The 17,267-nt window shown below is 50.7% G+C and carries 10 protein-coding genes; 5 read left to right on the top strand and 5 right to left on the bottom strand.

Going from position 1 to position 17,267, the window contains the following annotated elements:
• Positions 1–3: 3 nt before the first annotated feature.
• The 4 genes from RBB81_RS21850 to RBB81_RS21835 all read right to left on the bottom strand — a co-directional run bounded on the left by RBB81_RS21850 (position 4) and on the right by RBB81_RS21835 (position 1,870).
• A complete protein-coding gene (locus RBB81_RS21850) occupies positions 4–474 on the bottom strand; it encodes a hypothetical protein (RefSeq protein WP_353072142.1) in 471 nt (156 codons plus the stop codon).
• A gap of 17 nt (positions 475–491) precedes the next feature.
• A complete protein-coding gene (locus RBB81_RS21845) occupies positions 492–740 on the bottom strand; it encodes a DUF4405 domain-containing protein (RefSeq protein WP_353072141.1) in 249 nt (82 codons plus the stop codon).
• Between the two features lie 291 nt (positions 741–1,031).
• On the bottom strand, positions 1,032–1,352 hold the full coding sequence (locus RBB81_RS21840; protein WP_353072140.1) for a hypothetical protein: 321 nt from the start codon (positions 1,350–1,352) through the stop codon (positions 1,032–1,034).
• A 113-nt stretch (positions 1,353–1,465) separates the two neighbouring features.
• A complete protein-coding gene (locus RBB81_RS21835; RefSeq protein ID WP_353072139.1) occupies positions 1,466–1,870 on the bottom strand; it encodes a MerR family transcriptional regulator in 405 nt (134 codons plus the stop codon).
• 1,190 nt (positions 1,871–3,060) lie between these two features.
• Here RBB81_RS21835 and RBB81_RS21830 point away from each other — a divergent pair.
• The 5 genes from RBB81_RS21830 (at position 3,061) to RBB81_RS21810 (ending at position 13,406) form a co-directional block, all read left to right on the top strand.
• Positions 3,061–3,327, top strand: coding sequence for a hypothetical protein (locus tag RBB81_RS21830; protein WP_353072138.1), 267 nt, complete (start codon positions 3,061–3,063; stop codon positions 3,325–3,327).
• A 978-nt stretch (positions 3,328–4,305) separates the two neighbouring features.
• Positions 4,306–5,283 (top strand): Ig-like domain-containing protein, encoded by a 978-nt coding sequence (locus RBB81_RS21825; protein WP_353072137.1) that lies wholly within the window; start codon positions 4,306–4,308, stop codon positions 5,281–5,283.
• Between the two features lie 1,156 nt (positions 5,284–6,439).
• Positions 6,440–8,635 (top strand): FG-GAP-like repeat-containing protein, encoded by a 2,196-nt coding sequence (locus tag RBB81_RS21820; RefSeq protein WP_353072136.1) that lies wholly within the window; start codon positions 6,440–6,442, stop codon positions 8,633–8,635.
• A gap of 2,555 nt (positions 8,636–11,190) precedes the next feature.
• Positions 11,191–12,438, top strand: a complete 1,248-nt coding sequence (locus tag RBB81_RS21815; protein ID WP_353072135.1) for a site-specific integrase — start codon at positions 11,191–11,193, stop codon at positions 12,436–12,438.
• Positions 12,435–13,406 (top strand): tyrosine-type recombinase/integrase, encoded by a 972-nt coding sequence (locus RBB81_RS21810; protein WP_353072134.1) that lies wholly within the window; start codon positions 12,435–12,437, stop codon positions 13,404–13,406. The genes RBB81_RS21815 and RBB81_RS21810 overlap by 4 nt, the downstream gene beginning before the upstream one ends.
• Positions 13,407–14,037: 631 nt before the next feature.
• Here the strand turns inward: RBB81_RS21810 and RBB81_RS21805 are convergent.
• Complete coding sequence (locus RBB81_RS21805; RefSeq protein WP_353072133.1) at positions 14,038–16,512, bottom strand: glycosyl hydrolase family 28-related protein; 2,475 nt, start codon at positions 16,510–16,512, stop codon at positions 14,038–14,040.
• Between the last annotated feature and the right edge of the window lie 755 nt (positions 16,513–17,267).

The raw sequence follows: 17,267 nt of genomic DNA, 5'->3' as shown, positions 1-17,267 counted from the left end.
CGTCTACTTGTCCTTCGTGAAGGCCATGATCATCGGATCTTTGCGTGGCCGCGCGGACTCCACATACATCGTCTTGCCATCCGCTGAGAGGTATCGCGTCTCAATGCGCGTTATCGTAGTTCCGGCGATGGCGCCCGCGCTTTCCCACTCTGTGATCAGCCGAGGTCCGTCCCAGTGGCTACGAGTGGTGGCCTCTCCTGTCATCATCGAGGTGTTCGTGACGGGTTTTCCGTTAAGGTCGTAGACCGTGTGCTGCGTGTCGGCCTGCCCGCTAAAGACCGAATTGTCGTCGACCGCCAGCCTGGTTTTCGACTGAGTCACAGTCGTCTGAATTTTTGCTTGACCCATCATCCCGATGTTCTTGCTCTGCACCGAATCAAACGTCCAGTTGCCAGCGAAATTCGCCGGTGCGGAAGCTGCCAGAACGACAAGAGCGCTAAGAAACAGAAGCATTGTCACTATGGTCTTCTTCATTGAAACGTCTCCTTTGGCTACGGCCTGTTGAGCGCGATATGCACCACGATGAGGCCGGCCACGAGCGTCATCGTCCAGAAATGCATGCGGCGCAATGTCCGGCGATTGGATTGAGTTGGGTTGCGAAGCATTAGGCCCACGGCGATCTGCCACAGCATGATCAGGAGAGCGGCGGTTGCAATCCATATGCCGGCAGTGTTGATGCCGCGCGTGTTGCCGCTGCGCATCGTGAACCATGCGTGTACAAACGAGACAAGGAATGCCATATATCCAAGCCAAAAATGAGGCCACATTCGGCGCAGATATGGAGTCTTGGTACCGCGCGTGCTGCGGAGCATGTAGGGCATCGCGAGCCCGGACCCGAAAAGCGTAACCGCCCCCCATCCACTTAATGCCGTCTGCAAATAACTGATCATGGCCAGGTCACCGGGCGCTTTCTAATAGGCGAACGGAGCCGGTAAGGATCACGACCTGCTTCGCACGGAGGACACGGTCTTCGTCCAGCGTGCCCGCGAGTTGAACAATCGCGCCTGCCGCCATGTCTTGCGGCCTGCCCATCACGACGGTTGTCTCAGGGGTGAGGATGGCAACAACCGGGAGCCGCTTCCGATTGGGAGGCGGTAAGCGGTATCGCTCTCCCGTTCCAGCAGGGTGCCCTTCAAGTAAACACCAACGACCTGATCGAGGCGGATTACCGCGTTCGCGGGGCTGCCCGGCGCCGTTCTGGCAAATACAGAGGCCGACGTGTTCGCCGTTTGCATCCTTCCGGCGCGCTCTAGAACCCCTCTCACCGCCCACACAGTAACGAAGGCCAGAACAAGCAGAAAGATGGTCCACTTCGAAACTGACGAATCAGAGGGAGCTTTTCGATCCTGCATACTTGGCTCTCCTGGCAGTCGTCAACGCATGCCAACCGCCTTTAAGAGCAAGTCTGGAGCCTGTACCTCGGTATAAGGTCAAGCACTAATTCAGAGTTTCATTTTTTGCTGGACTAGCGGGAGACGGGGCACGACACGGGAGGCTCCTCGCCGAGGGCTGTGACCAGCGAGGTTAACTCAGCTCGCATTAGACTCAAGGCTCTGACTTTCTGGTCGATCAACTCTAGGCGCTCGTTGGCCATTATCACGATCTCTTGTAGCGCCGCGGGTTTCTTCTTTGGCGTCCCCTTATATTCAGTGACGCTCTTGTGCAGAACCAGCAGTTTGTCGATCTCCCGCAACGTAAAGCCAAGCCCTTGACAGAGGCGAATGAAGCGGACCCGCTCAAGATCGCGTTCCGCATAGCTTCGGTATCCGGAGGCAGTCCGCACGGGCTGGAGGAGTAATCCCTCACGCTCATAGAAGCGCAGAGTTTGAATGTTAACTTCCGCCCTGGCCGCAAGCTCACCGATTCTCATACAAACATTCTTAACCCTATATCACAGTAAATGGTATAGGGGAAATCGATCCGCAATCAGCCCTGGTCGGCGGTAAAAGGCCGAGGCGCTAATTGATCCCTGAGTCACTCGAAAAGTCGGAAGCAGTGCCAGCTAGTAATCTGTGGTCCGTCCCGGAGAGTTTCGTAACAGTCTCTTTCCCTCTCCGCAGCCCGCCATCGGCGGCTGCTCAAGCAAGCGTTTCACCTTTGGAACAAGACCGCCATCGCGGCTCTCCTTCCGTAGCTCGCCATGTATGCCGCTCTCTGCTTTCCTGCACTGATGCTGCAACCCATCGCCGTTAAGTTGACGATGCCTGTCGGGGAACTCGGAGGCACCGTTGCAGCCTAAACCTGCCGCAGTCACAAAACATCAGGATTACTCGTGCGCAGGCTGCCAGGCCTCGCTGGTGACGGGCTGAGCGATGGAGGCAACTCCGAGGCTCCCATCGTTTGTTTCGGGGCTGACAGAGAACCCAAACTCGATCTTCTGTGCGGACTCGTCGGGGTCTTAGACAGCAAATAGATGTCTGGTTCTGCGGAGAGCAGGAACCATAAGCCGAGAGGCAATGCTGTGCGACGACGGATACTGATCAGATGAATTGCACGCTCTCCCGAGCGCGCCCAGAAATCCCGTGCGTTCCCGTTGACACTGACTTACATAGATGCTCGTCATCCGGCCGCAACCCGGGAATGTGGAGTCCTTCGCGACGCTCAATTGGCGCCTATTCAATTGCCAGGCCAATCGTCCTGAATCAGACTAACGATGTGGAGCCGCTCCTGTATAACGCACGCATGTACGATCGCGGCGAACTTCCCATAACGCACTTGAAATCGGCGCTGAACGTGCTCTCGGATTCATTGCCCAGAGCGGGTGCGATCTCCCCAACACCTTTCCATGTATTTCGTCTGGCGGGACACATAATTCTTTCCAAACTTCATCATTGGGCCACGGCTGCAACTGTGGTTCTTACGCATATGAGCGTTTTCTAATCACGTCACTAAAAGAGTTGGCCCTGCAAGTGCTAACAACCCGTGTGACAGATACGTAGAAGCCGAGACCAAGGAGTACAAAGCAACTACCACGCCAAAGAGCAACTATTTCGGCTCGTGAAGTTTTAACGGGCTTCCGAAAATATCGCACAGCTACACCGTTTCTAGACGGAGAAGACGATGGGAGATTTTTCGATCGCGTTGCCAGGATTGGAAGCCAACTCAGCGGCGTTGAATGGGCGACAAGATAATCTGGCAGATATTAAGACGGCGGCCTACAAGGACAGGATGACTTCGTTCGAAAATCTGGCTCATCGACGGTGTGGGGATCCCGGACCTGGCGACCCGATTCAGATCGAAAAATCAACAAGAGGTTTGATCAACAATAGTTGGCGTTTTGTATCTTGTATTCAACGAGATCTTAGAAGTAAATCTATGTGGCAATGAGATGAACCAATGAGCGACACACGATCCATACTTAAAAGAGCTACGATCACGGCTATCTCCCTTTTACCACTCAGCTCGTTGGCGCAAAGCTTACCGACTGCTACCCAAAAGCTTCAGCTCTCTGCTTTTCTGGCAGCTACGCGAACATCCACTGACTTTCAGAGCGGAAAGAACTTGGACGTCACTTCAGGCACCGATCTCACTCTGCTCACTCTTCGTCAACTAGATGCGTCGGTTGAGCTTCGCGGAAGCTATCCGGTCCAACGTGGATCTGTCAGTAGTCAGAAGAGCTTTCTTTTGGGTCCCAAACTTCAGTATCCAATGGGAAATTTTCGCCCCTACATCGATTTCCTCGTTGGGAGAGGGCGAATTTCATATCTCAATGGCGGTTACATTTTTGGGAATGTAAGATATATTCGCTCTGATTCCTTGGTTATTTCACCCGGGATAGGGTTAGATCTTTACCTTACTCATCGAACAGCTCTCAAAGTCGATTTTCAATATCAATCGTGGGACATGCCAGCCGTCGCCACCGGTCGAATCACACCTGGATCCGCGACAGTTGGAGCAACCTATAATTTCGACTTCAACTCTCGGCACCTAGAATGAGAGTCAAAGGATTAGTTAATCTTAAATTCAAGCGACCTTTATGCCTTATCGGACCTCTAGCCTAGTGAAGCAGCTGTAATCTCCAAAGAGAGCCTAGACAACCCAATAGCATGTTTAAAGTAAGGTACTGCCGGATCAATGTCGATACTATTCATAGAGGATGCCATGAAATCACTTATCTTCCACTCGCCTGTAATGTTCTTTATCAGCGCAGCGGTGTCTCTTGTGAATTATATGTTGTTAATCTGGTTGATGGGTGGCTTCCTATCTTTCGCAAAACAAACACCCAACGCGAGGTTGGATGCCCCTACATTGCCAAATAAAGACGGCACCAAGTAACCTGTCGCGGCTTTTGGAGAGATTTCTAAGATGAGCGGTCCATCCTGTTCTCTACAAAACTGGGCCATCCGAATCGGTAATTCGCTCGAGATCGAAAATCCACTTGTGTTGCCAATGGGAATTGAAATGCGCGAGTATAAAAATGTCGTCGTAATCAACAGATGCTGGCTGGCCCCGCTGTTCCTACTTCTAACCTTATCAGTGGGTGCTTCAACTCAAGCGACTCTGACGCAACTCGTCCGTCCAGTGCCCACTGCGACAGTGTTGGAGCAGCCGTCAGGAGCACTCTTCGCCTCAACCGCAGTTCCACTTACGATTGAGGTAACATCCAGTAACGGGTTGATCGTTCCGAATGGAAGTGTGACACTGACCGACAACTCCATTGTGGTTGGCTATGTGACTGTCGCTAACGGGATAGCAACTTTCACTCAAAAAGCCCTTTTCACAGGCGATCACCAACTAGTCGCTTGCTACACAGGAGTAGCCAATTTTTCGGCCAGCTGTAGTGCTCCTCTCAATATTTCCGCTCTACTTCCGTATCTATTGGAACAGACTAATCCTTCCGGCTCCGTTGCTGCACCCAAAGTGTTTGTTGACAACCTAAAAGTGATCCCTACGAAGGGATTTTCGGGTGTAGTACGGCTCAATTGCCAGGTGTCCTCCTACAGTTGCAGTTTATCCCCTTCCTCCGTCTCGTTTTCTGGAGACGGAAGTGCGCAGATCGTCAAAGCTTCCTTTAGCCCAGCAGCTACGCCAACCTCGGCAGGATTACTTGGACTCCCGATTGTTGGCATGCTTGGAGTTTTGATCAGGAGAAGACCAAGGAGGTCCGGTAACATACGATTCCTCTTATGCAGTGCCGCGCTTCTGTGTGTTGTGGGGTGTGGCCCCGTGATCTCGGTCCCAGTTAGCAGTGCGACTCAAACGATGTTAGTGAATTCTACGTCCGGATCCTATAGTCAGGCTGTGACTTATCAGATACAGGTCGAGACCGATATAGTGGAGTGAGAAGCTTCTCTCGTCGGTTGCCTACCGGCACCGGAATCATCTTTTGGCCGTTTATATGCTCTTTATCGTTATGCTTCATTTTGGCGTAAATCCCACGTCAATTCAGATTTGAGTTGTCGGAGCTTAGTTGGGAGTTCTGTGGCCCCTCACTCGTCTGCGGTCCGAGGTTCGTGACGAAACAAGAATGCATAACAGTACTAATAGCTGTAAATCACTTGCGACCGCTTTGTTCGCATGCTGCGTAGAAAAATTGACGCCCTTCGAGGGCGTGTCTTTGGCCGAGTGTTCACGAACATGAGTTGAAGATTGGAATAGTTTCAACATTCACCAAATGCGTTCTGTGTTGTTGTAATTACCAGTGGTCCAAGACGCCTCGTCCGGATACCCAACATGGTGGATGCCAAGTGTGTGCAGTGGTCCGTCACCTTCTCAAGGTGCTCAGAAAAGGGCTTCATAGCAGAGCGGACTAGTGGAAGTCGATAGAAAACATAGAATTAGACATGGACAGCAACGATTTTTGTGAATTTATGCCGCGTTTAACAATCCACCATCCGCCGTTTAATGCTTCGCTTTGGAGACAGACTCCTTCCGTCGTTAATATAACGTTGAATGGTCTGCAGTATTTAGTGATGTCTGCAGAGTGGTCGACGTAGTGGGAACGTCAGGCCGAGATAGCGCCCTCATCTCGTAGCTTTAGTATCTGACGAGAGATATCTGAGATAGTGGCCTGCCATAAAACAAATCTTCATTCGCAGATGAATTCAAGTCAAACGGGCGCTGATCAATGAATATCCAAGTCATGTGGTTCGTCTAAGTTTCCCGGAGACTGGATATGTCTGAACCGAGTCGCTTAGACCTTGACTTTGATCAGCTCAGGAGTTGTTTAATCCTTCGCGTACGATCCCATAGACAAAAGAGTCAACTAGCCGGCACAAGTCAGCGTTCTAAAGCAATTCCGTTGATCAGCCGAAGAATAAGAAGAGTGATCTGCTATCGAGAAGCCATGACCACCGGTTATTGGAGCACACCATTTAAGAACCAGTACACGATGCCGGGACTTTATGAGAGCGGTCTGGGCAAACATTATAAGAGGCGGGGCCCTCAGAGGACGAATATTATGCGTCAATCTTCAGTGCGATACTTTGGAGTGCTTTTGGTGGTGCTCGCAGTCTCCACGCAACTTCACGCCGCTCCGGCAGTGACCACGACTGGTCTGACCGTTTCGCCTGGTGGGCCAATTTCAGAAGGGACCTTCGTTAGTCTTGTCGCTACCGTAAGAACCAACGCGCCCGTGACTCAAGGTCGTGTCTATTTTTGTGAGATGATTACTACATGCCTTGTGGGTGAGGGCTCTTATGGCGTGGCACAGTTAACGAGCAGTGGAACCGCAACTTTGCGAACCAGACTTAATGTCGGTGATAATAACGTTCTTGCCGTTTTTATGGCGACAAAGAAAAATTTGGGAAGCAAATCAACAGCGAGCATTGTGACCGTTACGAGTCGTGTTGTGTATTCGAGCACAGCATCGCTAAGTTCGAGCGGAGTTCCTGGAAACTACACGCTGACTGGCAGCGTAAGTTCATTTGGCAGGGAGCAATTGACTGGTGCTGTAAGTTTAATTGATAGTACCGCCAATAACTTTGAAATTGGATCCGGAGCTTTGTCTAACCCTTCGATTGGCCTATCAAATGCGATACCATACAGTGTAGGACGCCAACCAGGGGCTGTTGCGACAGGTGATTTTAATGGCGATGGCACACCCGACCTTGTTGTTGCCGATGAAAATGACAATGATATTTCGGTTCTACTTGGAAATGGCGATGGAACATTTCGGCAGCAGATCACGTGGCCGACGGGCCATACGCCGGAATCGATAGCGGTAGGAGATTTCAACGGGGATGGTATCTCAGACTTAGCTGTTGCGGACACGAACGGAAACTGCATTTCCGTATTTCTTGGTAACGGCGATGGCAGTTTTCAAAGCCAACTGATATATGGAGTCGGTCGCGGTCCAGTGTCCATTGCGACAGGCGATTTCAATAGTGACGGCAACGCAGATCTTGTGGTCGCTAATGTAACTGACTCTGACGTCTCCATACTTCTTGGAAACGGCGATGGGACGTTTCAGGCAGCCTCTGTTTTCACTACTGGCCGTAGCCCTCAATCTGTTGCAGTGGGTGATTTCAACTCTGACGGAGTTATTGACCTAGCCGTCGCGGATACATCCGACGATACGGTTTCGATACTTATCGGCAACGACGACGGGACCTTCCAGGCACGGACGACCTGGGCAACGGGTGTTGGGCCATATTCTCTGGCGACGGCTGATCTTAACAATGATGGCATTCTCGACTTAGCTATCGCGAACAGAAACAGCAATACAGTCTCCATAATGATCGGAAATGGAAACGGTACTTTTCAGAATCAAGTTCCCGTCGCAGTAGGAACTGCACCTGATGCAATTGCAGTCGGGGATTTCAACGGGGACGGCATTCCTGATCTCGCGGTCTGCAATCAATTCGATTCTACCGTTTCAATACTTCTGGGGGATGGGGCTGCAAGCTTTTTACCTCGCCTGAACTATAAGATGGGATACTCTAATGGACTGTCTTTAGTCGTAGGTGATTTTAATGGCGATGGAATAACTGACCTTGCGAATACTGATCTCCAAGAATTGAACGTGCAACTTGGCCAACAGATTGCCAGCTTTTCGGTGAGCGGGATTTCAAACCTCGGGTCTGGTACTAATTGGGTGTATGCGGGTTATCCGGGAGACAATATCCGCTTTCCGAGCCAGTCTCTGACTGTTCCCTTGATCGGAATACAGGGTACGGCCGTTGTATCGCTGTTCTCCGCTCCAAATCCAGCCTCATTCGGAACTGTAATCACACTCAGCGCCACTGTCTCAGGTGGGGGTGGAGTTTCTCCCACAGGTGAGGTTATCTTCAAAGACGGCGCAACAGTCCTCGGGACCTCCAGAATCTCGGGCGCCACTGCGACCATCACCGCGGGAGGGCTCGCAGTGGGCAGCCACTCCATTACTGCGTTCTATGTTGGAGATTTCAGTTATGGTCCTACGACCTCTATGCCTTTTGTGCAGACTATCGTTAAAGCGGCGGCGGCCATGAGCCTTATGTCATCGATAAACCCCTCGGTCTACGGAAATATGCTCACCATAACAGCAACGTTAGCTAAGAGTGCAACAGGAGTCGTGGTATTTATGGATGGAGAGAACACCATTGGTTCTGGTGTCGTGAATGGAGATGGTGCCGCCACGATTTCAACTTCATCCTTAGCCGCGGGACTTCACACGATTACGGCAGTTTATTCCGGAGATGGAAACTTTCAGTAGGCCAAGGATGAGCTGCCAGCTCTCCCGACTTCAAGCAATCATGACGATGGCAAAGCCTGGCCGAGGACGAGCGAAACGGTTGAATGACTTGACCGAAAAAAAGAGAACAACTGTGCGATTAGAGGATATTTGTCAGATCAGGATCTCACCACGTGATGTTTGTCTCCGGCGGGGCAAATGCAGACGACTCCACAAATTAAGTGAGGTTTCCGATTCGACGTGTTGTTGCAGTTGTGGGCATCAGGGCGAGGAGCACCTAGAGGCACGGTACAACTCAGTCACGTGGCGAAACCGAAGCCACGATAGGCCAAACATCGGGCGCAGACCGGCCAATCGAATACATAAGCCCTTCGAAAGTCAGCATGATCACGAACCGTGAAGCGTTTTTGGGGATATACCTCCTGGACGTCTGGGCAAATCACCAAAGACACCCGTCAGGCTATCTTTCGAAGAAGTTCCAGCATGACACAAGAAGTTCGCTTCATTGATCACGGTCATATGTTCGGCGGTCCTGAATGGGACCTTCAGAGCAATCTTGGTTCTCCTCTCCATTTGGAGCTGGCAGTATACAAATCTTTGGCAAGATGAACAGATTGCCCTGTAGATCTTAAAATTTCAATCTGTGATTCCAGAAGTTCTCCAATCGGCTAACGACTCCATGCAGCCGCAACGGCACAGCGGCGATTTAGGTAAACTCTCTGAGAGCTAACGGATAGACTCGCCCATTTACCCCAGCAGATACACAAAGGTGCTTCAAATGATGGGTGAGCGTTTCAATAGAAAAGTATAGATGAAACTCTGCGATTATCAGATTTTGGAATACACGACCTAGGAACTCCAGACGCACGGAGTGCCTTTTATCGTCGCCGTGCGACTGCATGAGCTAACTTCGTATACTTTAAACATCTTCATCTTGCGTCAATGGAAGCGAAAATCAGGACTGCGGCAAAAGACGAGATTGATGAAGTTTGGATCTTCGTACAAGACCTTCAGCTACAAAACATAGCACAGTCCCAACGCACATCTTTGTTCGAACGTTTGGCTTGTTTGAATGTCGGACCAATACGCGCCTTCGTTTCAGGTCTCTGGCAAAAGCAATTTATCCAGCTTATTTAGCTTCGAAATGACGCTTACCCTCACCATTTGTTAAAGGGAGCGGCGAAGACCTGTTAAAGGCCTCGGCCGGACCCACCCGAACGGCATCTGAGAATCATTGGAGAAATGGAAAGCTCCGAATGTATGACGGGGGAGTTGCATGATGGACAAAAACAAGAGCGAAGGCTAGGAGACGGAGAAGGTCTAGCTCGGGGCGATAAAGTCTTTTCTGGGGTTCAATCACTTCTGAAGAAAGTCGGCTTATCTCAATCTCCTGCATCTCAGCGCTATCGCTCCCTTACCGCATCGTGATACTTCAATATTCGTGCGCTTCCCTTGTCGCAGAACCAGTCAAAGGATGACCACTTCATCCGGGTCCAGCCACTTTCTCCATCTCAGCCGCTCGTCTAACGCAGTGCGCTGATCCAGTATTCATAGGCCTCTCTCTCATTGCAGAACCATTGGAACCCCGATTGCACCATCCGTGTCTTGCTGACTACGGCGCCACAGGAGACGCACTTAGCAGTTTCGCTATATCGATCTGGGAATAACCACTTTGAGAGTCTAATCATATGCTTGTCTGAGCTTTTATGTTTGTGGAGGATCCGCATGTCTAATTCATGCCGGTCCGAAAATTACTGACTTGATATGGTTTTACAAAGTGTTCAGAGGTCAGTCGACTATCGGCGAAGAGGCCTTTGGATTCGTACAACCCCTTCAGGACTTGTTCCGCGATCGATTTGTATTGGGGACTCAATGCCTTACGTCGATTCACGCGCGCTGATTACGCATGAAGTATACCGGAACTAAGGATCGGTAACCAACTGAACGAAAGCGTGCAAAGGAGCTTGAAGAAGGGTCCGGAAACGCCGCTGTCGTGATAGTTCAAAAGCAGGGTCCGACAAATCTATATGCTATAAGAGGACTCTGAAGTAGGCGAGGATACTAGAGTTGAGCTCGACGAGACAACCGCAGATGGCTTAGAAGATCAAGACCCGGCGTCTCCGTCGAAGAGGCCGGCCCAGCGGCAGGAGAGATGTCGATTCAGGGCGTCAATTGTGCGTCTTATAAGGAAGACGAGAAGAGAGAGTGCGCATGTCCGACCAGACTGGGAATGCATTGAGATCGCGGGCACAAGGGACGGTTTCTGCAGACATCAGGGGGTTTTATCCTTCGGCGGATGATAAGTCTGAGTTTGACAGTCTCAACTTTGGCCTAGCTGGCGCAATTTATAAACGCCTACGAGCTAGTGTTACGAAAAATAGCATGTGTTCTATCGGGGTTCACAGGGCCCAAGACGATGCGTAGACAGGATCTGTGGTTCTCTGCGCAGTTTATTTGTCGAGTTGTCATCGAGTTCTGGCCGTCAGAAGCAAAAAGCCCCCTTTTGTCGAGAGCTACCATAGCGAATGGTTATCTTACAATAACTGGATTTAGCGCAGTTTCTTGGGGGGCATGAGGTGAAAGCAACTGTCCGGGAAAAGGAATTTGTACGATTGCGTCAATGTGAAGCCCCTTTGCGCACAGAACGGGAACATTACTTGTCACACCTACTCGACCAGGGCACAAGCAAAGCGTACGTTCGCGTTGTTGCGAGCCGTCTGTTACATATCAATCGTTTGCTAGGCATGACCACCTTGCGCGACGTGCACCCGGCCGAACTTGAACTCGCGACTTTGGACTGGATCTCATATATTCGATCCCATCAAACCAGAGTAGTGGGAGCTTCGACTGCTTACACATTTAGGAATACAGCCGAAAAATGGCTCCGGTTTCACAGCCGGTTAGTCCTGCCGGCTATTGCGACTCACCCTTTTGATACAGTTTTTGCGGATTTTGTGCACTTCATTAAGGTCACGCAACAGATGTCGCTGGATTCGATTCGTAATCATCAAAGTAAAGTCTCGCAGTTTCTTGTTTGGGCGAGAGAACGCCACCACCAGGTCTCGGAGATTTCCCTTAGCACCGTCGACGAGTATCTGGAAGGTAAGCGCAGTATGGGTCTGCAGCCACGATCAATGGCGGCGCACTGCCAATCTCTGCGTACTTTCTTTCAATACACAGGCACCAAGGGCCTGAGCGACGCAAAGATAGCGCGGAGTATCAAGAGTCCTCGGATCCCGCGTAGCGACGATCTGCCGAAGGGGCCCAGTTGGAGGGATGTCAGACGGCTGCTTAGATCCGCAGCGGACGAAAAATCAAATGATTTGCGAACTACCGCGATATTATTTCTCTGTTCGATATACGGGTTAAGAGGCATTGAAATTAGGGGCCTCACGGTCGACAACTTCGACTGGATCAACGAAACTTTTTCTGTCCAGAGGGGTAAGGGCGGAAAGATTCAAGAATTTCCGATTCAATTTGAGGTTGGTGAAGCGCTGTTGAGATACCTGCGGAACAGCCGTCCATTGTGTTCGAGTCGCCATCTTTTTGTGACTCTCAAGCCACCGTATCGAGCCATGAACCAAACGGTCTTGTCCAAAATTGTACGCGTCCGAATGAAGAGCCTGGGGATCACGTTGAAACATTACGGTACTCACTCACTTCGGCACGCGTGCGCCACCCAACTCTTGCGCCAGGGGTCATCCTTGATCGAGATCGCAGATTTCTTGGGTCATGGCGATATCAAATCGGTAAGTATCTACGCCAAACTTGATATGTATTCCCTTTGGCAGGTGGCTGCATTTAGCTTGGCGGGGTTGAAGTGAAGCTGTCCGAAGGAATTGGACACTATGTCCTTTTCAAGCGCGCGGCCGGTCTCAAATATCAAACCGAGGAGTCAACTCTTCTAGGATTTCTAGTCCTTCTTGGCGATGTACAACTCAGCGAAGTGATGACTCAAGATGTGCTGACGTTCCTAAACAGCCAGCCATCCGTGACGTTCAGCTGGCGCAGAAAATATCGCTTGCTAATGTATTTCTTTGAATATTGGGCTGTCCGTGAAGCTATGCCGACATTGCTCATGCCAAATCCGAGGCCGAAGGTTCGTCAGACATTTGTTCCTCACATTTACAGTCGGGAGCACATCCACTCTCTCTTGAAGGCAACATTCAAAAGTCAAAAGCGTTATAGCTGCTTGATTTCTCCGCAAACATTCCGAACATTAATATTGCTTCTCTACGGAACAGGCGCTACCGTCGGAGAGGCGCTTGGCCTCGGATTGACCGACATGGATCTGAAAACGGGCATGCTCACTATACATAACAATCGATCGGATCGATCACGCCGAATTCCGATCTGCAGTGATCTGCAAAATGCTATACGAGGGTACGTGGCCTGGAGGTCTTCACTTCAGATTCACTGCGACCGGCTGTTTGTCAAGAATGATGGCTATGCTCTTATTACTACTTCTCTCATTATCAATTTTCGCAAACTTCGGAAGATTGCCTGCATTACTCGCCATGACGGATCCAAGAGCCAACCCACTATGCAAGACCTCAGGCCAACGTTTGCCGTTCATCGGATCACGTCGTGGATTCGGAACGGCGCGGACCTAAACCGAATGCTGCCGGCCCTGGCAGTTTATATGGGACATGCTGGACTCGCTTCCACTCAGAAATACCTGCTCATGACGCCAGAGCGGTTTCGTCGAGAATTGAATAAGCTCAGCCCAATGCCCGGGAAGGAGCGATGGCGAGAGGATAAGGTGCTAATGACATTTCTCGCAAGCCTTTGAACCCACCGACGAAAAAATTCAGAAGAACGACGCGAAAAACTAGATTCAGGCTGATCCGAGCAATGGAGCAAGCGTCGATGAACGAAGAAGAAGACTGTCGACCACATGAGTAAGACATTGCGTGCAATGGCGTTCTGATGAGTTGTCATCCGCAGAGAGGCAAAAGTTTCAGAAGGAGATCAGGTGGCCGGAGATTTCGGGTCAGCCTGTGTCTCGAAATCGAATAGGGTCACACTTAAAAGAAGCAGTAGACTCCACCAAGAAACCCCTGCGGTCTTCAATTCTCAATGGAAGTGAATGTGAATCGATACCAGATAGTTCTGCCAATCTCGGATTTTTCGCTCGCGATGATCTCACGGAGAGCGCTGATACAATGCGGTAAAGATCAGATCCTCATCTTTCTAGACCTGAGACTTTCATATTCCCGAACCGCGTCCCTTTGGGCGGCACTCCGAGACGCCTGACCTGAGAAAAGCGACATCTCGCTCGACAATCGTGGATCGTCCCGTGGGAAGGGCTGGGTTACCGGACAGGCCCTAAATAATCACTAGTATAAAACTGTCACCGCCAACTTGGCCCAATGTGGCTGAACTCACAGACGGCCGCTCTTCGCATGTCAAAAGTTCTGCGCTCATTTGGGCTCTATGAGATCAACGGACCATTCTTGGCTGCTTGCCTCACTCTCAACAGATAACGAAATGCAGCCCTTAGAATCACTTGTCAGTGCCATACCGTTCGCTCTGTTGATGACATGGAAAGAGCCGCCTCCAACTGGTCTTATGTTCCACCTTTGCCCGGCATCAGACATCGTCGCCGAAACGCCCGTACTCGTAGAATCTGTCGAATCGCTGGTTCGATTCGACAGGAAGGTACTCCCGTTGCTCAAACCATAGAAGCCGTCCACGTTTTGCTGCAGTGTCCAAGCCCCATTCATTGTCAATGAACCATTGCTGCAACTGGAGGGTGAGCCCGTAGATTGTCCGTTTGACGCGAGCGAAGTAATTGAATACGAGTTCGATCCGCTAAATGAAGATTTTGGTTGAATTTTTATACCAATACCATCGGTCGAGACAACGATCCGGTGCAAATCTATCTCAGTGACATCTGGCGAGGGTGTCAGTCGTGGGACGACATATTCCGTGCGTGCCTGAGCGAACATTTTCTCCACGACCGTGGATGATGAAGGTACATCGAGGACTGGCGTCGGAGTGAGATTATTGACGGATTGAAAATTAGAAAGTTGCGTCGTATGCGTTACGCTGCCATCCGTGGCAAGCATTGGAAGCCCTGAAATCTGGACCGTGCCGGCAATCATCGCCGAGGCTTTTTGAGACTGGTCCATCGACAAGATTGAGTTGCTTGACACACCAAGTAGACTTACTGAGCCAGAGAACTGGCTTGCTTTCATACTTGGTGCAGAGCTTGGTGTATATACGGTACCCCCTTCGTGAGTCACGACCCCAGGGCCGGATAACGTGAATTGCTGTGAACCCTGACCGACATCATGCCAGGAATCTTCGACTAAAAAATGCCCTCCATCCGACACTTCATAAGAATCGAGCGACATCATGAACCCATCTAGACGGCCTAACGTCTGACCTCCGCCCTGCCTGACGGCGCCTCCCGTGATAACTGCGGCTCTTTGACCGGCGGCGGCGTTCAACTCGCCAATTCGTACATCAACTAAAGCATTATCAACTCCACCTACTTGGAGACCAACGCTGGCGTAGTTGGTCTTACATTGATCACAATGAACGCTGGTCGACGGACGATCCTCGATGTCGATTTCCAAGGCAGTGTCCGTCGCCGATCCTTCTTCTGCGTTGAGTGCCATGTTTTCGAGTCTGGCGTGAGTTCCAGAAATTTGAATAACAGGACCAGAAAGGGAGCCTACGCCAGAAATGCTCGTAAGCGGACCGTCTCCGGTCAGTGTGAGGTTTGTTGAGTCTCGAACATTGATAGTGTGATCTATCCAAAACGTGCCTTCTGGAAAATGGACCACTCCACCTTGCGATTCCAGAGCTGCGCTATCTACGAGTTTCTGAATCGCACTAGCGGACGAACCTACCGGAACTTCAAAAATAGGACGGCCGCTTAGGGGTGGAATGTAGACATCTGTCGGAATATTTACTTCAGGAACAATGTCCGATGAGCTTTGCGCTTCGTCAACGCTATTGAACAGACCAATATTACTTCCAAACGGGCTCGCGACCGCAAACACGTTTCCGATTGAAAATACGCCTAGCGGATTGGCGCCCGTCACCGAAAGGATATTAAGCGAAGGGTCCAAACCGGCGAAATAATTGTCGATTAGCATAATTGGACCTGGATTTCCTATTTGTATCGGAGTTGTAGCAGGACTAATAACTGTATTGCCTTGAAGAACAATGGTTGCCCCAGCTCCGATCTGTCCTCCGATGAAAAATGCTGTCGAATCAAAAGATATATTTTGCCTTTCTGAAAAAGGCCCGGTGTTCCACATCATCATATCGGTGGTCTGTGACCGAACAAAGACGCTATTTGAAACATTGAAAGCCCCGGATCCTCCAGGCCCGGAATTGGTCACGCCAACGTTGCAGTCCGTAAAGAGAGAGTCGACCACGTTGAAATTCAATGCGTTCCAGGATGCTAAGAGGACGCCAGCTATCGTGTTGTGATCAAAGTGCACACGTTGAACGCTCGTTTCCCCTGCAAATCCTACCTGGATCCCAATTCCTGTGTGACTGATTTGCTGGTCTTCGATATCGTCGTAGGTCGGATAATTCTCTCCATTCTCAAGGGTTGAGTCGATACGCATCACAACGCTCGCTCTATCTTCGCCGTTCCAGCCAAGGCGCGCGAGTCTGAACCAAGCACAACCCTCAAGGTCCAGCATGGTTCCACCAGCTGGACCATTCCACTGAATAACCGATTGCTTTGGATCTTCGCCTATAATTGAGACGCCCCCGCAGGCCGTCATCTGCAGCGTGGCGCTGATGATGTATGTTCCTTTCGGCACCCAAAGAATAGCGGGATTCGAGACCAGTTGGTTCAACGCGTTCTGGAATGCTTCCGTATCGTCCGTAACGCCATCTCCCTTTGCTCCAAACGCGGTCTTGACATTCAACCAAGACGGGAATGGCCCATCGAACTGCTGAGCATGCTCTGCAAAACCGGGAGGAGGAACTACTTGTTTCAGAATACAGTTGAAAGACGACGATGCCGAAAACGAAGCGATTTGAACCGAGACCGCAGAAGTCCCAGGGCCGTTGCAGAACGCTGTGCCTCCGGATGAGATATATGCTATCGGTGAGGTTCCGGACCAAGAGGCTGTGGAACTCACATCTGCGGAGGAACCGTCCGAATAGTCTGCAGTAGCCATGAAGGCATAGGGGTTCTCAGACCGAACTGTCTTCGTCGAATTAGCGATTCGAAGCCCGACTAAGCTTGGCTGTTGCGGAATCACCTTAATGGGCGGAGGGGTGGCAACCGGCGGCTGGGGTGTGGACGAAGACGGCGGACTCCCTGACGGTGGTTGAGGGCTCCCAGCCAGAGCTTGAATGTTGTTGCCGCAACCTAGAAATGGCGTGAAAAGAACCAAGACTATGATCGTCGCTGAACGTAAAATAATAGCATTGTGTGTAGGCATCACCGCTGTTATCGGCCCACACCTATAAAGACTTACTTCGGAAGCCAGCATGCTGCCTGCCCTGTTTAGACCAAAGTAACGTCACGCGGAAGCCAATCAGAGTCGAGCGATTTGGAGTAGAGAGTCATATGGTTCAAAAAAGCAGAATGGGGAGCAAGTGACCTATGAACCATGGCGAAGGAATTCAGCAGAGAGGGAGTTCTAATCGCTGACGCAGGAAGCTCGCACTGGAT

Source organism: Tunturibacter gelidoferens (assembly GCF_040358255.1).
Lineage (GTDB): Bacteria > Acidobacteriota > Terriglobia > Terriglobales > Acidobacteriaceae > Edaphobacter > Edaphobacter gelidiferens.
Note: the sequence above shows the minus strand (reverse complement) of the source record. Positions and strands in the feature narration are given on the sequence as shown.